The following is a 22484-nucleotide window of genomic DNA, read 5'->3' as shown; positions in this document are numbered from 1 at the left end:
GTTTTATTTTGTATGCCACTCATTAGAGGTATTAGCAATTCACTTAGTGCACGGCAATCAAAGAATTCACGAATAAATCAATGATGTGCTTGATTCTGATTCGGAAGTATACTCGCTATAAAAATCGCTCACGTCTTCAAAAAGTTCTTTTAATTCTTCTACATCATATATTCCTCTTTGAGCTTGTTTGTTTAACTCACTGTATGTTTCAATGAAATCTTCCATTTTGTTCTGTATTTGGGAGTCGCTCAAGTCGTCATTTTTTTTGATTTCGATAATAAAGTCATCGAATTTAGTTTTAATTTCTTCATACTCCTCTTTGCTTCCTAACAGTTTCACTTTGGGTTCTGATTTATTAAAGGATAGGTACAATAAATAAAGTGCTAGAAAGCCAATGGGAACTAAAATAATCATCCCTAGATACATCCCTGTAAGATCGTTACGGGGTGAGTCATTTTGCACCTTACATACAGTCATATCTTGATCAGTACAGGCTGATGCAATCGCAGGTGGTTGTTCAATGGGAAGACGGCATGTTGGTGGTTCATAGCTCAAATTAGGAGAGCAATGGTCTATAGCTTGCTTTTTATTTGACTCAAAAAAGGAGGAGTGCAGTTTAGGTTGGTAATGAGGTTTTTGCTGCGCTCTGGGCTCGGGTATTAACTGTAGTTTTTCAGGTTCTTTAGGGGGCTGCAATCCTTTAATGGAGTATTGGAATGAGATCCAACGATGCATAGAATCCATTAATGCATTTAATTCCTGAGCTTGTCCAGCTAATGTTACGAAATCAGTATCTTTCAATTTAGGACCATTTAAATGAGCAATAACATAATTGACCTGTTGTTTTAATACTTGATTCGTTTTCGAAAGATCACTTGTTGTAGAGGGAAATTGTGCCAGAGTATCTTGATTTGTGATAAAGGTATTCAATTTTGATTGTTCAGAAGTTATCCATTTTTTAATTAAAGATAAATTTTGTTCCTCCTGAATCGCTTTATGATACGCATTGGTATTGGCGTGGATAATTGCTTCAATATGAACGGAAGATTCATCAATAAAGGAGTCAATTTGTTTCAGTAGTGAAGATAATTGTTCCTTAAATTGAAGAACGGTAAACACCTCACCTGCTTGCCCCAAAAGATCCATTGTCTGAGTAATGACTTTTTGAAACTGGTCGAGTTCATTTAAATCAGTTATGGCTTGAGCATAATTTTCTAATACATTATCTTGCATATTTACTAATTGGAAATCCGGGCAGTTTTTAAGTTGATCCGCTGTCAACTGCAATGTAGAAATAGGACTGTCTACGACCGCAGTTGAACTTTTCCCGCATTCTTTTACTGCTTGAGTAGGATAGGCTTTTAAATCAGCAGGTTTATCGATTGCAAAGGTATAGGGATGAGGATTAACCTGATTTGCATTCAGAGCAAAGTGCAAAACGCGGTTACGTTCAGTGGATAGTTGTTCAATTGTTTTGGATACGTCACCTAGGCGATCTCTTAATAGTTGCGATTCAATCTTGTGGGCTAACAGGGGATGAATTTCATCGTCAATTGTACTGCGAAAATTAGCTAAAAATAATCGATCTGAACCTATAAAAGGAGATATATTCTTTTCAATAGTACGTACATAACGAGTGACTAATTCTAATTGTTCGCTTGTTTGCTTGATATTGGGATTTTGACTTATTCCTTTCAGTATATGATTAAGATCCAATAAGAAAAAATTCATAGGCTGATTTAAATGATCTGGACGTAAGTTCTGATTCCTTAACAATAAATAATCACCAATTTTTTGCATTAGTTGATATAAGGCAGTCCATTGCAAACGTTGACTATCGATGGGTTGGACATGAAAATCATCCCGAGTTAAAGCATGACGTGTTTTGAATGCATTAGAGTAAAACCAAGAACGCTCATAAACGTTAATTAAAGCTTGGGAATCATCTGCAAACCAAGAACTGGGGTTGGCTAAATAATCCGGATGAATTCCTGAGTTGGCACGTGTTTTAAGAATCCATTCTCTTTGCGCTAATTCTTCATCTGTATAACATGACTCCGAATGAAGCCAAAAACGAGAATGCTGGGGTTGGGGTTGATATGAGGTGTAATACTCCTTTTTTTCCTTTGCCATACTTCTCACTCCTTGAGATTCGAATAACCCGAGGGTTATTGTACGGTTGGTAACTAAATAGAATATTTTTGAGCCAATTAATTTGATAACACTCTTTAAGTGAATATGCAACAATAAGAATTGAGAATTGGAATGTGGTGCAACATTCTGTTTTTTGTTAAATTATATTTTTTAATTTGAATGAGTAACTTATGCCTTCTTTTGATATTGTCTCTGAAACAAACATGGTTGAATTACGTAATGCTGTTGATAATGCTTTGCGTGAAATGGGGACTCGCTTCGATTTTCGCGGAGTGGACTCAAGCATAGAGCTTAAAGAACTCACGGTAACCTTACGCGCTGAATCAGACTTTCAAGTCAGACAATTAGAGGATTTATTCCGTAATCATTGCAGTAAACGCAATCTTGATGCTTCGGGAGTAGATATGGAAGATGAGCCCGTACACAGCGGAAAATTTTATTCTTTAAATATGACTTTCAAGCAAGGAATCGACCAGCCTACAGCTAAAGATATAGTGAAATGTATCAAAGATTCCAAAATTAAGGTGCAAGCATCAATTCAGGGAGACAAAATTCGGGTTTCAGGAAAAAAGCGAGATGAGCTGCAAGAAACCATTGCGCTCCTGAAGAAATCAAATATTAAATTGCCCTTGCAGTATGAGAATTTTCGAGATTAGTTTTAAATATTGTTTGGCAAGCTGCAATAGGAACTCCATGACATAAATTGTTGTTGGAGTTTCTTTTACTTACTGCGATTTTATTTTTTTGGTAAAAAATATACCCCGGACACAGAGTTTAAAAAATTGTTCCTTTGCATAATGAAGATAGATACTAGAGGTCCAGTAAAGATCTTTTATTATTTGCAAGCAACTTCAACATCATCATTCCATCATGTACCTTTTCATTATTAGATCGTGAATAACAGGTCATAATCCAGGACATCCATTTTGCCGCTGAAAAGTGGATATCGCTTTCTTTAATTGTCAAAGGCAAAGCATAAGCATCTCGAAACAGCTTTAATTCATGGTTATTTAATACATATTCCTCATTATCTTTTTTAAGGGTCCAACTGGTAATAGTATCAATAAAATCAATTTCAGCTCGCATGGTAGATAAATCTTCCCAATCAATAATGAAAAACTCATCCTTACGATTCCAAATAACATTCTTAGGTTTTATATCTGCATGGGCAATCACTAAGTTACTCTTATTATTAACATCCCAGAGGGCTTGAGTGGTCACTTCGTTGGATATTTGATCAAGAAAACTATTTAAAGCGTTATCTTGAAGAGGAGCAGCTAATTGCTTTACTAAACTTATTCCCTGATTGTTTAGAAAAAATTGCCAGGATTGGACAAGAAGATCAATTCTTATAGAAAAAAAACTAGTATCATAATGACTTAAGTCTGTTTGATGGACTAACCTTAATATTCGGGCAATATCCTGTTTCTGAGCTGGAGTAATAGCCGAGATATCCCGAGTTTCTCCAGGGATATAATCCATAATATAAAACAGTATATTATCCATTTCCTGTACAAAGAAATTATTAAAACGGATTAAGTGGGGTGCAGGTATAATTTGAGTCAAATCATTAATACACCCCATTTGAAACTCCATAAAACGAAGAAATTTTTGGGTATTTAACTGATAAAGAGTTTCCAACTCCTTTTTATTAAATACTTTAATGGTTATTTCGCGCGTTCCCACTTTCGCAAAATATAAGGAGCTTTGTAGATTTTGCGAGATTTGGGTTAGTGAGGGGTTATCAAAGTCATTTTGTATTAAAAAATTGGTAATCGATGATACTGTTGAATCGTTCATAGAGATCCCTCCGCATTTTATTGCTGCTTCTGTTTCTTTTATTGGAAACATTTATAAAAAGCATAGTCTGCATAATTAAGCAAAGCTAAGTTGCTTGGGCTATCCCCATATGCATATAAAATATAACTATTCCTGGTGCTGTATCTTTTTTTAAATTTTCCAGCTTATATTTTCCAAGACAGTACTCTTTTTTCATGCGACCAGTATATTAACTCTGTGCAAATCAACTGATCGAACTGATAATGATCAGCAGAATGTTTGAGATAAATGTCCCCGCCACTCACAAGAATACAAGTATGTCCTAGTTGTTAATGAAAATCTAAGCGATGTAATGCTTCTTTACGTAATTTCTTAATCAAGACTTGATTGAAGAAAATTAAAGCCTCTTCATTTAAGAAATCCATATCCTTTTCATTGAGAACAAACTGATCTAACTCAGTGTGCCAAGTCACACTATCCGCCTTAATTTGTGACTGAAATGCGGAATAAATTATACCTCGTAACATTTTAGACATAATCATGAAGAAACCTTACCGATTATCGTATGAAACGTGAGACATATTTTTCTAGTATAGTACTGTATGATAATTCATCAATTTGATTCGTGAGTAAGAATTGAGCTAGCGTTATTTATTTCGTCTTAAAGTTTTATGAACGAACAGTGTGTTGGCGTCTCGCTCTATCATAAGATAGGGTGTATCTATCGATAGAGCATGAGCGGAGCGTGTACGAAAAAAGCTCTTTTGATTAGTTCATAATTTCATCAATTTTGGCAGAGATTCTTGCTGATAAATAAGGATCTTTTTTTGCCAGGCTTTGGGCCACCTTTAGTTGAGCTACCGCAGCTCTTTTTTGTCCTTCAAGTAGTAGACATTGGGCTTGAGTAAAATAAGCATAATCTTTTTGATGTGATTGCGCTTGGGCTCGAGCTAACTCGCGACACAAAGGTAGATCATGTTTATATTTTCTACTTCCTTTAAGTAGAATACTGGTAGCCTTCTCATTTTGATTCGCAGCCAACAAACCTTGGGCATACGCCATAAGAGCGGCGTAATTATCAGGGTAATTTTTTTGTATTTCTTCTAATCGGGAGAGGGCTGCTTTATGTTGGGACATTCCTGTTTCAGCTTGTGCCATAGCAATTTGAAAATAGAGATTATTATTTTCTGTCAATAAAGGAGTTAAGACAGTGGCTGCTTTTGCATAATTGTTATTATTGATTAAAGTAAGGGCATGCCCATATTGGCAGGCATAAGCAGGGGTTTTTTTGTTGCATTGATGCTCATAATAATCAAATAGCGTTTTAGGATCTTGAGCGACTGATGTGCGGATTAATTCTTTAACCAAAGGATATTCCGGAGAATCTACATGGTGTTTGTGTGAAGATTGCGCGATACGGTTTTCTGCTTCTGCTACCCTGTCTCCATCCAGAGGGTGAGTACGTAGAATAGCAGGTACGTTTGCCGTATAGTAATACCGCGAATTTTCCTGCATTTTTTTAAAAAAAGCCGCCATCCCTTGGGGGTTGTATCCTGCTTTAGTCAACATATCAATCCCAATCCTATCCGCCTCTTTTTCTTTGGATCGTGTAAAATTGATATTGTCTTGTGAGAATCCTGTTAAAGCACCCATCATTCCAGCCATTCCTACTGTGGGATTAATTACTCCTAGAGCAGCAGATGCCAATATGGATGCAAGCATGGGAACGCGCATTTGTTTTTGATGTTCGATCATCCTGTAGAGATGGTGCAACCGTACGTGTGCAATTTCATGGGCCATGACTCCCGCCAGCTCACTTTCAGTACTCGTTGTTAAAATAAGTTGCGAGTTAATACCTATATGTCCCCCTGGACCGGCAAATGCATTGATTTCATTCGATTTTACTATAAAAAAATCAGGAGTTTTAATATGCCCTGCATGCGCTAGGCTTTTTCCGATGCGATTAATATATTGGCTTGCTAATGGATTTCGCTCCACGCTTTCTGATTGATTAATTTGCTGTACGAATTCTTTTTCTAACTGTTCCAGTTCGCTGGTGGAGTATGGAGACAGACCCTCGGCAAATGAGGGTCGGACAAGAAAACTCGCTAACAGTATCCAAAAAATGTTTTTCTTAATGTTCAATTTAATCATTAGGCTACTCAAAAATTGAATAATTTGTTATCATTCACGCATCGTAACTACTCATCCTTTCTCGTCATCCCGCGGTTTGTCCTTGGGATCACGTCTATTTAGCGTTGAGCAGCTACCATGCATCATAGAAAGGTACTTAAATAATGCACAAAAAGTTTTTGCTCGCAGCACTTGAACAGGCCCGTATTGGACAAGGTCATTGCGCCCCCAATCCCTGTGTTGGCGCGGTTGCTGTGCAAAATGGAATTATTATAGCACAAGCAAGTCATGGAGGGGCAGGAACTCCGCATGCAGAACAATTATTGTTAACACAAATTCCTCCTCAAATGCCAGGGGTTTGTCTATATATTTCTCTTGAGCCATGTAATCATTGGGGAAGAACGCCACCTTGTGTCGATGCGATTATCAATCATGGAGTGGAAGAAGTTGTTTTTGCTTATTTGGATCCTAATCCAGTAGTTGCTAAAAATAATTCCTCAGAAAAATTAAGAGCCCATGGAATTAAGGTGACGCATTATCCTGTAGATGAAATTACTGAATTTTATAAAAGTTATTCCTACTGGACTCAAACTAAAAAGCCAAGAGTAACCGTGAAAATAGCACAAACACTAAACGGTAAAATTGGTCGTTCCGTAGGAGAGCGGGTAATTTTATCTAATGCTTTATGTGGGGAATTTACGCATAAAATGCGCGCTGCCGCAGATGTGATTCTCACTACTGCCCAAACAATCCGTAGGGATAATCCCAAAATGAACGTGCGTTTAGGCCAGGAAGAACAGGCAAAGCCTGTTGCAATTATCGATAGAGAGTTGAACCTGGGGCAGCAGTCTATAATTTTTTCAACCGCCGCTCATTGTCATGTGTATCATTGCAATGAACGAGAGGTTTCTTATCCTAACAGTACTTTGCATTTAATGCCCATGAAAAATGGAGTAATGGATTTAAATGTTATGATGAGCCATCTGGGGGAGCTTGGGTATCATGATGTTTGGGTAGAAGCCGGTGGTGCACTTTTTAGTGCGTTGCACCAACAAGGGTTAGTTCATCGAACTTATTTATATATTGTTCCAAGTATTTTGGAACACGATGCAATTTCAGCATACCAGCAGAGTGGGATATTTGACCGAGCGCATACTATTTCTTGGCATGCTATGGGCGACAATATGATAGCATGTCTGGATTGGCTGGAGGATTAAATGAACACTGGATCAAATGAGGTCGCGTTATGAAGTATTCATTAGCTACAATAGAACACGCAGTGGAAACACTCAAAGCCGGTAAAATGGTTATTTTAATGGATGATGAAGATAGGGAAAATGAAGGCGATTTGGTCGTGGCTGCGGAATATGCTACACCAGAGGCAATTAATTTTATGTCTCGCTATGGTTGTGGTTTGATCTGCTTGTCTATGGCTGATGAACTCATTGATAAATTGCAATTACCGATGATGGCGCAAAATAATAGGTCTCCTTATGGTACTGCATTTACGGTATCCATAGAGGCAGCAGAAGGTGTATCTACAGGTATTTCCGCTAAAGATAGGGCTCGGACAATTAAAGTTGCGATTTCTTCTGAGAGTGGTCCTGCGGATGTTATTTCTCCAGGCCATGTTTTTCCTTTGCGTGCCAAGAAAAAAGGCGTTTTAGAACGTCCTGGACAAACGGAAGGTAGTGTGGACTTGGCAAAACTTGCTGGTTTAACTCCTGCTGCTGTAATTTGTGAAATTATTAACGAAGATGGCACCATGAGTCGACGTGATGAATTGGTTACATTTTCCGAACAACATAATATTCCTCTGGTAACGATTAAAGATTTGATAGAATATCGAATTCGCCATGAAAGATTAGTCAATGCGGCTGCTTCAACACGTATTCCTTTGCAAGACAAAGGTGATTTTAATATGACTGTTTTTGCAAATGAACTGGATGGTGCAGAACATTTCGCTTTGGTGAAGCCACCTATATTTGCTAATCGAGTACCTCTAGTACGTATTCACTCAGAATGTATTACAGGTGATATTTTGGGCTCGTGTAAATGCGATTGTGGCAAACAATTGGAGCAATCTTTGTCTCTAATTGCGGCTGAAGGGGGTGTTTTAATCTATTTACGCCAGGAAGGCCGTGGAATTGGTTTAGCAAACAAACTTAAAGCTTATGCCTTGCAGGAAGAAGGTTGGGATACCGTTGATGCGAATCATCAACTAGGTCTTCCTGCGGACAGCAGAAATTATGCCATTGCTTATCAAATACTTAAATATTTTGGTATTGATGCAATAAGATTATTAACTAATAATCCATCAAAAATTGCTGCGGTTGATCATTATGGTGTAAAGGTTATGGAGAGAGTGCCTTTAGAAATAGAACCTACTAAGGAAAGTCACCGATATTTAAAAACTAAGAAAGAGAAAATGGGGCATTTATTGGCTATTAGTTAGTTAGTTTCGATTCTTTTATGTTTGTATAGCCCTGGGTAAAGCGAAGCGAAACCCGGAGAATTTGGAAGCGAAAATCCAAGATTTCGCTTCAATCTCCCAGGCTATATGGAATCCGAACTCTATATTCTCTACTAAACAGTACTTAATTAGCAGGATACAAGGTCAATTATGACAAATTTTATTTTTATTACAGGTGGAGTAGTATCTTCCTTAGGAAAGGGTATTGCAGCTGCGTCGCTCGCGGCGGTTCTCGAAGCGCGTGGTCTTAAAGTAACACTGATTAAGCTTGATCCCTATATAAATGTTGATCCTGGAACGATGAGTCCATTCCAGCATGGCGAAGTTTTTGTGACCAATGATGGTGCTGAAACAGATCTCGATTTGGGCCATTATGAGCGTTTCGTAAATACCGTTATGACAAAACGTAATAATTTTACCTCAGGGAAAATTTATGAAAATGTCATTAAAAAAGAAAGAAGAGGGGATTATTTAGGGGGAACGGTTCAGGTAATCCCCCATATTACTAATGAGATCAAACGCTGCATTAAATTAGGTGCCGACGGTTTTGATGTGGCAATGGTTGAAATTGGTGGAACTGTAGGTGACATCGAGTCATTACCTTTCCTTGAGGCCATTCGTCAAATGCGAATTGAATTGGGTGTGCAAAGAACGTTATTCCTTCATCTGACTTTGGTGCCCTATATCGCTACTTCAGGTGAAACGAAAACAAAACCAACGCAGCATTCGGTAAAGGAATTGCGATCTATAGGTATTCAACCTGATATTTTGATTTGTCGTTCAGAAAAAGCATTACCCATGTCTGATAGGGCAAAAATTGCCTTATTTACTAATGTGGAGAAAGAAGGAGTTATTTCTCTAGAAGATGCGCCAAGTATTTATCAAATTCCAAGAATCTTGCATGAGCATGGGCTCGATGACATTGTAGTAAAAAAATTGGGTCTTGACGTAAAACCAGCTGACTTAAGTGAATGGGATCGGGTTGTGGCTATGAGAGCCGTTCAAACCGCAACAGTGAAAATTGCCATGGTCGGGAAATATATTGAGTTAAATGATGCGTATAAATCCATTAATGAGGCCTTACTGCATGCTGGGCTTCATACCCAAACGAAAGTCGAAATTGTTTATTTGGATGCGGAGTTAATTGAAACTCATGGTGCTTCGCTTATAGAAAGTATTGATGGAATTCTTGTCCCAGGAGGTTTTGGAGAGCGTGGTGTTGAAGGTAAAATCAAAGCAATCCAATATGCTCGAGAGCATAAAATTCCTTTCTTAGGGATTTGTTTGGGAATGCAAACAGCCGTTATTGAATTTGCCCGAAATGTTGTTGGTTTAAAAGATGCAAATTCGACTGAATTTAATAAAAATACCTCGTATCCTGTGCTGGGCTTAATCAATGAGTGGATGGATGCTGATGGGTCCAAACAACTTCGCGATGAAGATGGTGATTTGGGTGGTACCATGCGATTAGGGGCACAAATGTGTCAATTAGTAGAAGGTACATTGGCATATAGTGTCTATGGAAAACCACAAATAATAGAACGTCATCGACACCGTTATGAAGTGAATAACAAATATGTAGAAAGCCTGGTTGAACATGGGTTGATTATCTCCGGCCGCTCAGCAGATAATTCTTTAGTGGAAATGATAGAATTATCCGATCATCCCTGGTTTTTGGCATGCCAATTTCATCCGGAATTTACATCGACTCCAAGAGCAAGTCATCCATTGTTTAAACAATTCGTACTTGCTGCTCGCAAAAAACATCAAGGAAAAAATTAAGAATGAAATTATGTGGATTTGAAGTAGGTTTAGATAAGCCCTTATTTTTAATTGCTGGACCCTGTGTCATTGAAAGTGAAGAACTGGCTTTGGAAACCGCGGGTTATTTAAAGGAACTATGTAATCAATTGCAGATTCCTTTTATATATAAATCTTCATTTGACAAAGCAAATCGTTCTTCTATATCCAGCTACAGAGGACCAGGCTTTGAAAAGGGCTTATCCATTTTAGAAAAAGTAAAAAATCAAGTGGGTGTACCTATTTTAACGGATGTCCACGAAGATACTCCATTATTGGAGGTATCGAGCGTGGTAGACGTGTTACAAACTCCCGCATTTTTATGCAGACAGACTAATTTTATTCAGAAAGTGGCTTCGATGAATAAGCCTGTTAATATCAAAAAAGGTCAATTTTTAGCTCCATGGGAAATGAAGCACGTGATTGATAAAGCAAAGGCATGTGGTAATGAGCAGATTATGGCCTGTGAGCGCGGCGTAAGTTTTGGATACAATAATTTGGTTTCTGATATGCGCTCTTTAGCCATTATGCGTGAAACGGGTTGTCCTGTCGTTTATGATGCAACGCATTCAGTGCAATTGCCTGGAGGAAATAATGGGGTTTCTGGGGGGCAACGCGAATTCGTTCCTGTTCTTGCTCGTGCTGCAGTAGCTGCAGGTATTTCAGGATTGTTCATGGAAACTCACCCTGATCCCGATAAGGCGTTGAGTGATGGTCCTAACAGTTGGCCTTTAGAGAAAATGAAACCTTTGTTGGAATCCTTAAAGGCGTTGGATGCAGTATATAAAAATACAGGGGAAATTGAGTAATCAATTCTTCCCCTTAATCTCATGCTATGGGCATCATGCTATAATATACTTAAATACTTTTATTGAGCATATTATGAAAAATTCTAAATGGCATGAGATTAAATTAAAGCATGAGGATAAAGAAGAACTGACTAAGGATAAAATTAATTATGATCCTATCGATACTAAAATAGAATTAGAACAGAGCAGGAAAATTAATTATGATCCAAATGACACCCAAGGTGAAATGGATGTTCTTACGAATACTCGCGTGGGTGAGACACGTCTCCCTGCACAGCTCATGAATCAGCAAAACCCTTTAGATTCGAATGATACGCCTGCGGAGACTGAAGATCTGGAACCTGATGCTCCAAAACTTAGCTAATCATTGCATAGTGTTCTGAGGACCTGCCTCCTTTAATTTCACACTATTTTTTAAATTGTTTATCCATCTTTGTCTATTTTCATTGCCCATGTCACTTTTCTTAATGACATACTGCAAAAGATAGATTCCATTGTTGTCTTTAATTAACATTTCCAGCTCATCTCGAATTTGGTTTTCTGGTTTTTCTATTCTTATTTCTAATAACACCCGGTTTTCTGTATCTTCATGGAAAGTAATGATGGGTTGATAACCCAAATCGGTTAGATTTTTTATTAAGGTGTTAGCAAATTGTTTTAATGATGTTTTTTTCTGTAAGCCGGGAAAATACTGACTTGTAACTAATTCAAGCCAATGATTTATATCATCGCCTGCGGGAACGTATTCGATTGTTGTGCCAATTGAATTTTTGTTGCCCCAAGCCATTTTCCAAGGACGCTCATCAAATGAAATTTTTAATTGCTCATAGTTTCTTATTTGAGAATCTATGGGGTTAGAGTCTGTTGTTGAATTACAATAAAGGACACCTTTATACAGGTAGTATTGCACGCACTGAGTGTCATTTTCTGGAGTGACCTTGATCATATTGTCTAAAGAAAATGGAGCTCCCTGTGCTAAAGAACTCATCATAACGAAGGTCCAAATAAATGGAATCGAACTGAGGGTTTGATGCATGATGGCTCTTTTTAAGGATTGGTGTATAAAGAATAGCTTATAAATATCAATTCGTTAAAGTTTTGACTCTTAGTCCACGAACTAATCTTTTGGAGAAACCTTGATTATGAACTTTGGGGAGGGGGAGATAAGGTGTAATTATATTTCGTTAAAATTTGGCTCCTGGTTCGAGCCAAATTTTGGGTTTTGGAATAAAATTTACTTGCGCTAGAAACCTCTCCGGATTATAGGAAAGGTAAAAAATTAGCTGATATCGCTCATAGTGGATACCGCATGATAACCGGCATCAACGTGAACTACTTCGCCAGTAATCCCTGAAGCCAAGTTAGAGCACAAAAATGCAGCTGTATTTCCGACTTCTTCAATAGTAACGTTTCTATGGAGCGGGGTAATATTAGCATAGGCAGTTTGAATTTTACGGAAATCTTTAATTCCAGCCGCAGCAAGTGTTTTGATTGGTCCTGCTGATATAGCATTAATGCGGATGCCTTTGGAACCTAAGCTTGAAGCTAAATAACGTACTGAAGCTTCAAGACTAGCCTTTGCGACTCCCATAACATTATAGTTAGGTACTGCTTTTTCAGCACCATAGTAACTTAAGGTTAAAAGAGAACCTTCAGTACCTTCCATCATAGGTAAAGCGGCTTGTGCTAGCCCTATTAGACTGTAGGCACTGATATCATGAGCAATTCGAAAGCCTTCACGTGTGCAAGATGTTACAAAATCTCCACTAATTTGATCCGCTGGAGCATAAGCTACTGAATGAATTAAGATATCCAAATGATCCCAATGCTTGCGAAGATTTGAAAACAGAGCTTGGATTTCTTCATCATGAGCTACATCACAAGGAAAGGTTAGGGATGAATTGAATTCAGCTGCCATTGTTTCAACACGATCTTGTAAACGCTCATTTTGATAGGTAAAAGCTAACTCAGCCCCTTGCTCATGAAATGCTTTGGCAATGCCATAAGCAATCGAGCGATTGCTAGCTAGACCAATAATAAGTGCTTTTTTTCCTGTTAAAAATCCCACCATTCTCTCCTCAATTAATTAACATGAGTTCGATATAAAAGGCATTTGATGACTTTTATCGCTAAACGAATGTTATCCCGTAAAATGCTCGCATTTATAAGCGGCTCTAGTTTTAAATAATTAAGTTCGATATGAAAAAATAAAATTCTTTTTTTCCATTTCGAACCCACATTAATTAGTATGCAATGCTAATAATTCCCGCATCTTAGCTTGAATCATTTCAATAGCAATCCTGTTTTCTCCTCCGCGAGGAATAATAATATCTGCATAGCGACTAGATGGTTCTATAAACTGCAGGTACATGGGACGTACCGTGGTTTCATATTGGTGTACCACAGATTCAAAAGTTCTATGCCGTTCAACCACATCTCTTTTTAAACGCCGGGTTAAACACACATCGAGCGGAGTGGACATGAAAATTCGAATATCCATTATTTCACGTAATTCTTTATCGCTAAAGAGTAAGATACCTTCAAGGATAATAATTGCGTGTTGCCCGACTGTTCTGGTTTCAGGCAAGCGCATGTGTTTTGAGTGAGAATAAATTGGAATTTCAACCGGTCTACCATCTCTTAATTGTCGTAAATGGTCACAAAGTAATGCATGATCAAAAGAATCAGGGTGATCGTAGTTTATTTTTTCTCTTTCAGGGAACGGTAAATGACCATTATCTTTATAGTAGGCGTCTTCAGAAATAACTACTACTTGTTCCGAGCCAAGCTCATTGACAATTGTATTCGCTAAAAGACTTTTACCTGATGCAGAAGGGCCTGAAATCCCAATAATTATCGCTTGTTTGTTCATGATGATATCGTTAGAAATTTCGTGCAAATACTAAAGGTTTTTTGCGTTAAATTCAATCTTTAATTAGGGTTTGCTTGTTATAGTACTGTTTTTTAAAGCTTCAAAACATACCAATTCTTTAATATAAGTTTAGCTGATTTCTATAGTTAAAATAGTGCCCTGGGCTGTTAGAAAACCCAGGGTCTATTTTTAATTAAAAGCCGATACCACTTCCAGCAAAGGATGTCCCACAGCTCCAGATGGATTTTTTATCATAAGTATCGCGGATAAAGTAGGAGCAATATCCGTCGTGTAAGTGGAACGAAAGATACGTTGTGGTTTAAAATCAGGATGGACGAACAGGAGCGGAACATAACTGTCATATTGCCATGGACTTCCATGAGCTACACGGTCTATACCCTTAGTACCATTGGATTGATTTGGAGGTTGAACCAGGTACAGATCTCCAGACCGGTCTGGGAAATACATTTTATCCACTTTAGCACTAAGCCAATCTTTTTCACTATCCGTAAGTGGCAATGCATAAGCTTTGAAAATTCCAGGCTGTAGCGTTAAAGCCCGTGCAAGATAACGCTTCACCTCGCTCAGTTTTATTTTATGCTGACTTATCACTTTATGATTGAGATAGATATAAGGCGGAGTGACGGACATTAATGTTTCTTCTGGGAGCGTATATTGTTTCTTTAATAATCTACGAATGTATTGCTCCATTTTAGGGACGTCAATGGGATTAATTTCATGCATACGATGTGCTTTGAGATAAGTTGGTCCATCATTTACACCATGATCGGCAGTAAGCACAATAAGCGTATTGTTGAGGCCTACCTGTTTGTCAATAACTGATAAAAGATGTGCGAGAGTCTTATCTAGTTCTAATAAATTATCCTCTGACTCCAGGCTATGGGGACCAAATTGGTGGCCAATTGCATCAACGCCAGAAAAGCTAATACCTAAATAATCAGTTTTTCCAGAAGATTGTCCCAATCGTTCTTCAGTTAAAAGATGTTCGGCAAAATCTGCAGTGAGTTGGTCCGCTTTGGGGGAACGCGATAGAGACTTAAAGTATTCGGGGCTTGGTGCTTGAGTTATGTGGTGCGGAAAAGTTTGACCAAAAAGCTCATCTTCATGGTAAAAAATAGGCGAGTTAGAATTTTGATATTCAGTTTTAGAGCGACTCAGATGCCAGGCGTAGTCTTGAGGAGAATAGTTTTTATTCCAATTTTTAACCCACTGAGGATATTGGGTATAGTAGTAGGTACTGGTAACAAAACCACCATTAGTTGTATCAAACCAAAACGCTTTACCCGCATGTCCAGCTAGGGTTATAGCTGAACGATCTTTTAAAGACACACCAAAGACACGTCCTTTTTGGGAGAGTATCACTTCATCGCTTAATGTCGAGGTATACAAATTTTTAGGAGAGCGCCCTGGAATCACAATACGGGTATGAGGTGTTCGCAGTACATTAGTTTTTAAATCCTCCATGCAATAGACCATTTGCTGTGATTTTCGGTCATACCATTCATTATTTACAACGCCATGTAGTGCGGGGAAGCTTCCTGTTGCAACTGTAGCATGACCTGCACAAGTAGTAGTATTGGCATGCGGATGATGCGTATTATGGTAATCTATGGCATGACTTAATAGATAATTAAATCCGCCATTACCAAATTGTTGCTGATGTTGAAAGATTAAATCACCACGTAATTGATCAATTACCAGTTGAACAACCAATTTGGGTTGATTTATTTGTGCAAATGCATTGAGGCTAATTAGAACAAGAAAAAGGGAGCATAGGTATTTTTTCATAACCATTCCTGATGCGAACTTAAAGAGGTAAATTAATCAACACAGCGGAAAAAAGCAAATAAATAGGTTAATTTCCTGTTTAAACTCTTTTGACCTGGAGGAGAAGGCAACCAAAAGAATTGTTTTCATAAGGGACATCCTCAAAATCATCGAACCTATGTTATTGACTTTTAAAGATTAAAAATTAATTAAGCAGTAAAAGGAAAATGCATGACTGACTTTCTGAATTAGTTTAAACTTCGCGTTGGAGTAAATTTTACTAATCCCGATTCATGGAGTTTAAGGAGAGCAGAAATGGGTTTTCAGTATGTCGAATATGATAAATTAGCAAAATACATTAGGGAGAGTATTGCAACTGAATTAAAAAGCCATAAATTAGATGAAAAAAACATTCCAAAGTCATTAAAGATTCTCACCATTAGTCATCCAGAACGCGCGATTCAGTGTAAGTATTTATGTGCGGTCCTTAACTGTCTTGAACAATCTGAAAGTCCAAATAAAAAAATTGTACTTAATGCGGCGGCATTTTATATTCGTGATCAAATTTTTAAAAGTTATCAAGGTACTGTAACTCCTTATTTTTTATCTCCAGAAAACAGCACTCTATATAATGCATTAACCACTTCACTCAATCTTACTTGGGACAATTTCCCAGATTCTAAAGATTTGATAGATATGTATGATGCGTTGAGCAATTTTATGCACGCACATGTGTATGTCGACTCGGATCCCAGAAAAGGTTATTTAGCACCCAGCGAACAGCCTTTTTCAAAAAGGAAAATCAAGGATTATAAAGTAGAAGATGTACTCCAAGATTTACTAAAAAAAGTAGCGAATTTCAGAACAAAAGAGATTGATTTGACTAGGGTACAACAGATAGTTAAAGAATCTGATGTAAAAAATCGTGCAAGACTCTTTACAGACAAGGGAATTCCTCCAACTCTGGAGTCTCCTGGCAGCGAAGATTCTATGGAGCCGATCGTCTATACTCTGTTTACAAATAATGCCCTTTAATTGAATGTCTTACAACTCCAGTCAAATGCAGCGAAGTAGCCCCTATTTTTCGGTCAAAAATTGTAGGAACTCCTTTGCTGCATCGAGTTGTGCTTAGAATTTAGAATTATAATTGTGGCTCTAGTCGTTCTTTCTGTTGTTCTATTGGGTAACCCGATTTAGCCCAATCAATAATACCACCATCTACTGAATAAACTTCTTGATATCCTAAATCCATTAAGCATTGAGCAGCAAATAAAGATCGAACTCCACCTTTACAATGTAAATAAATGGGTTGATTTTTATTTGGGAATTGGACAGCAATAGAGGATGGAATAAGATCTTTAGGAATATGAAGCGCTCTAGCGATATGGAATTCTTGCCATTCTTCCAATTCCCTAACATCAATTAAACAAAGATCGGGATCATGATCCATCATTTTTTTTAGTTGATGCACATCAATGGTTTTAATATTAGGCTTGGTCATAACGAATCTCTCTTATGGTCGGTCTAGTAATTGTAGAGTGGTGAAGCAACCAATAAATCGTTGCAGTGAAGACACCGCCTATTAATGTAGCGAATGCCCAGGTAGCAGCAGAAACCAAGACTGGTTTTTGTCCGGTTCGATTCATATTCCCTGCATCGTGAGCTACAGCACCAGCAAAAATCAAATGTAAAATACCATTGATGATCATCATGATATATAGAAAAGTCTGTATTTGCGTGGAAAATTGTTGTATCAGCGCATTGATCATGAATAAGGTTCCTTTAGTTGTTAATCAATGTAGTGGACTTTAAACCCAAACAAAAATCTTTTTTAGTACGATCATGAAATTAACGGATTATGTTAGGTATAAAAATCGAACTTGCAATATAATAACAGAAAATCAATAAAATCTTTTATTTCTGTGATAACCCCGGTAACATCATCAAAAAAAATAGTAAGAGAGAAAGCATGAATGCACATGAAATCCCTGTTCCTCATTTAACCACCGCACATTCTGGACCATTGTTTCATGTTGAAAAAATTGTTTTAAATCAAATCGCAGCTATTGAGGCTTGGTTTAGGCATCAATGGAAGGAAACTCCCCCTCCTTTAACCTCATCAGTTGACTTACGTCATGCGGGATTCAAACTGGCGCCAGTAGATACTAATCTATTTCCAGCTGGGTTTAATAATTTGAATCCGGAATTCCTTCCCCTATGTATTCAGGCAACACAGTCTGTTTTAGTTGACTATATTCCAGATTGCACACGCATCTTATTGATTCCAGAAAGTCATACACGCAATATGTTTTATTTAAAAAGTCTTAATGTTTTAAGAACTATTTTTATAAAAGCGGGATTTGTGGTTCGCATAGGTAGTTTAGATCCTGAGATTAAAGAACCTACAGAGGTGCTTCTTGATGGGGGGGAATCGCTACTGTTAGAGCCTATTCAGCGCGATGGTGATAGAGTGGGCCTCGCTAATTATAATCCCTGTTTTCTTATGTTAAATAATGATCTCTCTCAGGGGATTCCTGAAATTTTACAAGGTATAAAACAAAAAATAAGACCTACAGCACAGTTAGGTTGGTCTTCACGCTTGAAATCGAGTCATTTTAATTTTTATGACAAGGTCGCGATGGAGTTTTCCGAATTGGTAGGGATGGATCCTTGGTTAATTAATCCTTATTTTAGTGCTTTAGAAGGTCTTGATTTCATGGCCCAGGAAGGTATAGATAAATTAGCTATTGAAGTGGAGAAAATTCTCACTTTAATGAATGATAAATATGCAACTTATGGGATAAAAGAAAAACCATTTGTAGTAATTAAAGCGGATAATGGCACTTATGGCATGAGCGTGATGATGGTGCATGAGGCAGAAGAAGTACGTAAATTAAATCGAAAACAGCGCACTCGAATGTCGACCAGTAAAGGAGGTCGCAAAGTGGATCGGGTTATTATTCAAGAGGGTGTCTATACCTTTGAAACCATGCCAAATGGCTCCGTTGCCGAACCTGTTGTGTATATGATTGGTCAGTTTGTAGTGGGTGGATTTTACCGAGTTCACAAAGAACGTGGCATTGATGAAAATCTGAATGCACCCGGAATGCATTTTGAACCTCTAGCTTTTGCCCAAGCCTGTAACATGCCTTGCGATGATTTAACTGAGGTAGATGAATCGAACCGGTTTTATGTATATGGAGTTATTGCTCGCTTAGCTGCACTTGCTGCAGCAAGAGAAATAGCAGCAATAGGAGATGAATAATGAAACTTGCTGTTTTACTAGATCCTCTAAATCAATTAAAACCTTATAAAGATACCACTCTAGCTATGATCAAGAAAGCTCAAGAAATGGGTTGGTCTTGTGTTGTTTTTACCCAAGAGGATTTATTTTGTAAGGATGGACGGGCTTTCGCACACGTTTATGATTTAAGTATCGGAGATTTGAATAGCAGAGATTGGGCCACCATTAATGCTTCATATGAAACGTCTTTGGGTGAGTTCGATATCATCCTCATGAGAAAAGATCCTCCTTTTAATACAGAATACATTTACACAACGTATTGTTTGGAGCTGGCCGAACACGAAGGGGTTCTTGTTGCCAACAAACCTCAAAGCTTGCGTGATGCAAATGAGAAGTTTTTTACTTTAAATTTTCCTCAGTGTTGTCCGACTACCCTGGTTTCGCGAAATATGAAGCAATTGAAATCATTTTGGGAGGAGCACAAACAAGTTATTTTTAAACCCTTGGAAGGCATGGGAGGTAATTCCGTTTTCCATGTTGAGGAGCAAGGAAATAATTTAGCAGTTATTTTAGAAGTCCTGACTAAAAATCAAACACAAACAATTATTGCCCAACGTTATATCCATGAAATAAAACACACTGGTGATAAACGCATTTTATTAATCAATGGTGAGCCTGTTCCTTTTGCTTTGGCGCGTATTCCCGCGCAAGGAGATTTACGCGGAAATTTAGCTGCGGGTGCACGCGGGGAGGTCGTACCTATTACAGATCGAGACAGATGGATTTGTGGACAAGTGGCTCCCACTCTCAAGGCCAAGGGGTTGTATTTTGTTGGTCTCGATGTGATTGGTGATTATTTAACAGAAATTAATGTTACAAGCCCAACCTGTTTAAGAGAAATAGAAGCAGAAACAAAACTTGATATCGCTGGTGATTTTTTGCGTTGCCTTGAGAAGATATGTAGGGCTTAATTAAAACTTGTAAGAGAAGCTTGGATGAAGCGTAGCGAAACCTGGAGTTGAGAAATTTATCTATATCCTGAAACCTGGGTTTCGCTACGCTTCACCCAGGCCACAAAGTATTGGAGTACTAAAATTATTCATCTACATAATCACTACCAGTTTCAGCAGCTGCTTCCTGATCGGCTTTTTTATCATCAACATAAAGAGAACCTGTGTCTGAATGAGCGCCGGTGATTAGATGATTTCGATATTGTAAATACGCATCTCTCATAAAGGCATATTTATCCAAAGCTTCATCCATTATTTGTTCAGTATCTAATAGTTGTGAGCGCAAATCCACTGTACGAAGAGCTAATAGACTATAGACTACAGCATCTTCATTTATATAAACATAGGGGCTGTATAAAGCAAATTGGAATAACCATCCTGCTCCATCTCTAAGGGTACTTGGACCTAATAGAGGAAGCATTAGGAAGGGAGAATTTTTATCGCCCCATTTAGCTAAAGTAAGACCTAAATCATTTGAATGGGGAGGTAAGCCAAAGGTTTTAGCTACGTCAAATAAGCCACCCACACCAAGAGAGGAGTTTATAATGAATCGCCACGAGTCACGAATTGCCCATTTTCCCTCAGCTTGCAGAAGATCGTTTCCTACAGATGGGATAAGATCAAGATTGTTGTAAAAATTATTTATACTTTTACGGACAGGAGCAGGTAAAACAGCCCGATATGCTTTTGCAGTCGGCTTTAAAATGGCATTATCTAAGGCAGAATTGAATTTATATACCTTGCGGTTAAAGGGTTCAAAAGGATCGGCTGGGTTCGTTCCCTTGCAAGCACATCCTGTTAAAGCTAGAGCACCAGTAAAGCTAATGATTCTTAAAGTTAATCGCATGATTTTTTTAATTATTTGATTTAGAGAACGATGTTACACGAGTTTGATGTTCTTGCAAACAATCATCCACGACCATAGTGTTTTGTTGAGATTTTACACTTGATATACGACCTGCCTTAGAATTTTAATAAAAAGGTCACAGGACCATCGTTGCACAAATGAACTTGCATGTCCGCACCAAAACATCCACTTTGTGTATGAGGATATAACTGAGCGGCTTGTGTTAAGAGATTATCAAATAATTGACGACCCAGCTCAGGTGGAGCTGCATTTGAAAAACTGGGACGCAATCCTTTTTGGGTTTCGGCCATCAACGTAAATTGAGGAACTAATAATAACCCACCTTGAACCTCTTTAAGGCTTAAATTCATTTTTCCTTGATTGTCATTAAAAATACGATAATTAAGACATTTATCTAACATTTTTTTGATATTTTGTTCTGTGTCCTCATGTTCAAAACCACAGAGTATCAGAAGTCCTTGGCCTATTGTTCCAACGGTTTCACCATCAATATCTACTCGGGCTTGATTTACCCTTTGAATTACAATCAGCATGCATCAGGCCCTTGTTTGGAAATTTCTTTACTCGCATAAATCAGGGCGTCAATGATTCCTGATTCTCTATCTGAATGTCCTGCATCACGAACTATTCTTAAATTGGATGCCGGGATTGCTTGATGAAGTTCAAAGGCGCCAGCCAGAGGCGAAATTAAATCAAAACGGCCGTGTACAATGTATGTTGGGATATGTCTGATTTTATGAACATTGTCCATTACCTGATTTTCTTCAATGAAAAAATGGTTATTAATGTAGTGAGATTCTAACGTTGCAAGAGCCAGCGCAAAATGAGGGTCGCTGAATTGATCAATGACATATAAATGAGGATGTAAGCTACTGCAACGAGCCTCCCACAATGCCCATGACTTTGCTGCACTCATCCGTGCCAGTTCATTGGGTCCTTGCAAACAGTTGGCATAATATTGGGGAATTTTATCTAGCATGTTTTCAGGCACACTGCTAATAAATTCTTGCCAGTAATCAGGATAAACCAGGTTAGCACCTTGTTTATAAAACCAATCAAAATCTTGCTGTCTTCCCAAAAAAACTTGATGCAGTTGTAGTGCCTTAATCTGTTGGGGAAATTTTTGCGCGTAGAGTAAAGCAAGTAAAGAGCCCCAGCCGCCCCCAGACAATACAAATTCGGACAATCCTAAAAAGTCTCTGATGGCATCGATATCATCTAATAATAAATTGGTCGTATTTTCACGAACTTCCAGGTGAGGAGTAGAGCGTCCACACCCGCGTTGATCAAAAAGTACGATACGATAGTGTTGTGGATCAAAAAAACGTCTAAGGTAACCATCTCCCGAAGAAGCACCAGGGCCTGGATGTAATACAATAACCGGTAATCCATCAGGATTGCCGGTTTCTTCAATATAAAGCGTATGCAGTTCACTGACTTTTAATTCGTGTTGCGCATAAGGTTTAATTGACGGATAGAGTGAGTGCATTTTAGTCCTTTGGGAATTTTGTTTTGCCATATTGGGTTATTTTGCGCTGGGAAGCATTTTAAAGC

At 38.0% G+C, this 22484-nt stretch carries 22 protein-coding genes; 9 read left to right on the top strand and 13 right to left on the bottom strand.

The window, feature by feature from the left end; all coding sequences use genetic code 11:
* Positions 1–66: 66 nt before the first annotated feature.
* A complete protein-coding gene (locus tag ACWTE2_RS31995) occupies positions 67–2133 on the bottom strand; it encodes a hypothetical protein (protein WP_454785933.1) in 2067 nt (688 codons plus the stop codon).
* 191 nt (positions 2134–2324) lie between these two features.
* Here ACWTE2_RS31995 and ACWTE2_RS31990 point away from each other — a divergent pair, with 191 nt between their 5' ends.
* Positions 2325–2810, top strand: a complete 486-nt coding sequence (locus tag ACWTE2_RS31990) for a YajQ family cyclic di-GMP-binding protein (RefSeq protein ID WP_182393195.1) — start codon at positions 2325–2327, stop codon at positions 2808–2810.
* Positions 2811–2964: 154 nt separating this feature from the next.
* Here ACWTE2_RS31990 and ACWTE2_RS31985 read toward each other — a convergent pair whose 3' ends face one another.
* From ACWTE2_RS31985 to ACWTE2_RS31975, 3 genes are all read right to left on the bottom strand, one after another.
* Positions 2965–3954, bottom strand: a complete 990-nt coding sequence (locus tag ACWTE2_RS31985; protein ID WP_454785932.1) for an aminoglycoside phosphotransferase family protein — start codon at positions 3952–3954, stop codon at positions 2965–2967.
* A gap of 308 nt (positions 3955–4262) precedes the next feature.
* A complete protein-coding gene (locus tag ACWTE2_RS31980) occupies positions 4263–4469 on the bottom strand; it encodes a hypothetical protein (protein ID WP_454785931.1) in 207 nt (68 codons plus the stop codon).
* A gap of 232 nt (positions 4470–4701) precedes the next feature.
* Entirely contained in the window at positions 4702–6087 is a 1386-nt protein-coding gene (locus ACWTE2_RS31975; protein ID WP_182393198.1) for a M48 family metalloprotease, read from the bottom strand.
* A gap of 143 nt (positions 6088–6230) precedes the next feature.
* On the opposite strand from ACWTE2_RS31975, the gene ribD reads away from it, so the two are divergent.
* The 5 genes from ribD (at position 6231) to ACWTE2_RS31950 (ending at position 11512) form a co-directional block, all read left to right on the top strand.
* The gene (gene ribD, locus ACWTE2_RS31970; protein ID WP_454785930.1) at positions 6231–7283 is read left to right on the top strand and encodes a bifunctional diaminohydroxyphosphoribosylaminopyrimidine deaminase/5-amino-6-(5-phosphoribosylamino)uracil reductase RibD; all 1053 of its coding nucleotides are present in this window, start codon (positions 6231–6233) and stop codon (positions 7281–7283) included.
* Positions 7284–7312: 29 nt separating this feature from the next.
* A complete protein-coding gene (ribB, locus tag ACWTE2_RS31965) occupies positions 7313–8521 on the top strand; it encodes a 3,4-dihydroxy-2-butanone-4-phosphate synthase (RefSeq protein ID WP_454785929.1) in 1209 nt (402 codons plus the stop codon).
* A 168-nt stretch (positions 8522–8689) separates the two neighbouring features.
* Positions 8690–10321 carry a CTP synthase gene (locus ACWTE2_RS31960; protein ID WP_454785928.1) on the top strand — a complete coding sequence of 544 codons (1632 nt, stop codon included), beginning with the start codon at positions 8690–8692 and terminating at the stop codon, positions 10319–10321.
* A 2-nt stretch (positions 10322–10323) separates the two neighbouring features.
* The gene (gene kdsA, locus ACWTE2_RS31955; RefSeq protein ID WP_182393202.1) at positions 10324–11148 is read left to right on the top strand and encodes a 3-deoxy-8-phosphooctulonate synthase; all 825 of its coding nucleotides are present in this window, start codon (positions 10324–10326) and stop codon (positions 11146–11148) included.
* 73 nt (positions 11149–11221) lie between these two features.
* Positions 11222–11512: a hypothetical protein gene (locus tag ACWTE2_RS31950; protein WP_454785927.1), complete on the top strand. Its 291-nt coding sequence runs from the start codon at positions 11222–11224 to the stop codon at positions 11510–11512.
* On the opposite strand, the gene ACWTE2_RS31945 is transcribed toward ACWTE2_RS31950, so the two are convergent.
* The 4 genes from ACWTE2_RS31945 to ACWTE2_RS31930 form a co-directional block, all read right to left on the bottom strand.
* The gene (locus ACWTE2_RS31945) at positions 11513–12184 is read right to left on the bottom strand and encodes a hypothetical protein (RefSeq protein WP_454785926.1); all 672 of its coding nucleotides are present in this window, start codon (positions 12182–12184) and stop codon (positions 11513–11515) included.
* 243 nt (positions 12185–12427) lie between these two features.
* Positions 12428–13219, bottom strand: coding sequence for an enoyl-ACP reductase FabI (locus ACWTE2_RS31940; RefSeq protein ID WP_454785925.1), 792 nt, complete (start codon positions 13217–13219; stop codon positions 12428–12430).
* Between the two features lie 168 nt (positions 13220–13387).
* Positions 13388–14020, bottom strand: coding sequence for a uridine kinase (gene udk / locus ACWTE2_RS31935; protein WP_182393204.1), 633 nt, complete (start codon positions 14018–14020; stop codon positions 13388–13390).
* A 189-nt stretch (positions 14021–14209) separates the two neighbouring features.
* Positions 14210–15829, bottom strand: a complete 1620-nt coding sequence (locus ACWTE2_RS31930) for an alkaline phosphatase family protein (RefSeq protein ID WP_454785924.1) — start codon at positions 15827–15829, stop codon at positions 14210–14212.
* Between the two features lie 294 nt (positions 15830–16123).
* On the opposite strand from ACWTE2_RS31930, the gene ACWTE2_RS31925 reads away from it, so the two are divergent.
* Positions 16124–16843, top strand: coding sequence for a hypothetical protein (locus tag ACWTE2_RS31925; RefSeq protein WP_454785923.1), 720 nt, complete (start codon positions 16124–16126; stop codon positions 16841–16843).
* Between the two features lie 106 nt (positions 16844–16949).
* Here the strand turns inward: ACWTE2_RS31925 and ACWTE2_RS31920 are convergent, their stop codons facing one another.
* Both ACWTE2_RS31920 and ACWTE2_RS31915 read right to left on the bottom strand, forming a co-directional pair.
* Positions 16950–17309 (bottom strand): rhodanese-like domain-containing protein, encoded by a 360-nt coding sequence (locus ACWTE2_RS31920; protein ID WP_454785922.1) that lies wholly within the window; start codon positions 17307–17309, stop codon positions 16950–16952.
* Positions 17296–17577, bottom strand: a complete 282-nt coding sequence (locus ACWTE2_RS31915) for a hypothetical protein (protein ID WP_454785921.1) — start codon at positions 17575–17577, stop codon at positions 17296–17298. The genes ACWTE2_RS31920 and ACWTE2_RS31915 overlap by 14 nt, the downstream gene beginning before the upstream one ends.
* Positions 17578–17777: 200 nt before the next feature.
* On the opposite strand from ACWTE2_RS31915, the gene gshA reads away from it, so the two are divergent.
* Both gshA and gshB read left to right on the top strand, forming a co-directional pair.
* On the top strand, positions 17778–19073 hold the full coding sequence (gene gshA, locus ACWTE2_RS31910) for a glutamate--cysteine ligase (protein ID WP_454785920.1): 1296 nt from the start codon (positions 17778–17780) through the stop codon (positions 19071–19073).
* Positions 19073–20023, top strand: a complete 951-nt coding sequence (gene gshB / locus ACWTE2_RS31905) for a glutathione synthase (protein ID WP_454785919.1) — start codon at positions 19073–19075, stop codon at positions 20021–20023. Before gshA ends, gshB begins: the two co-directional genes overlap by 1 nt.
* Before the next feature lie 124 nt (positions 20024–20147).
* Here gshB and ACWTE2_RS31900 read toward each other — a convergent pair whose 3' ends face one another.
* The 3 genes from ACWTE2_RS31900 to pip form a co-directional block, all read right to left on the bottom strand.
* Positions 20148–20909 (bottom strand): MlaA family lipoprotein, encoded by a 762-nt coding sequence (locus ACWTE2_RS31900; protein ID WP_454785918.1) that lies wholly within the window; start codon positions 20907–20909, stop codon positions 20148–20150.
* 116 nt (positions 20910–21025) lie between these two features.
* Entirely contained in the window at positions 21026–21463 is a 438-nt protein-coding gene (gene dtd, locus ACWTE2_RS31895) for a D-aminoacyl-tRNA deacylase (protein WP_454785917.1), read from the bottom strand.
* Positions 21457–22419, bottom strand: a complete 963-nt coding sequence (gene pip, locus ACWTE2_RS31890) for a prolyl aminopeptidase (protein ID WP_454785916.1) — start codon at positions 22417–22419, stop codon at positions 21457–21459. The genes dtd and pip overlap by 7 nt, the downstream gene beginning before the upstream one ends.
* Between the last annotated feature and the right edge of the window lie 65 nt (positions 22420–22484).

Source organism: Legionella nigrisilvae (genome assembly GCF_977063395.2).
The sequence above is the reverse complement of the archived record's forward strand: the minus strand, read 5'-3'. Positions and strand labels throughout refer to the sequence as shown.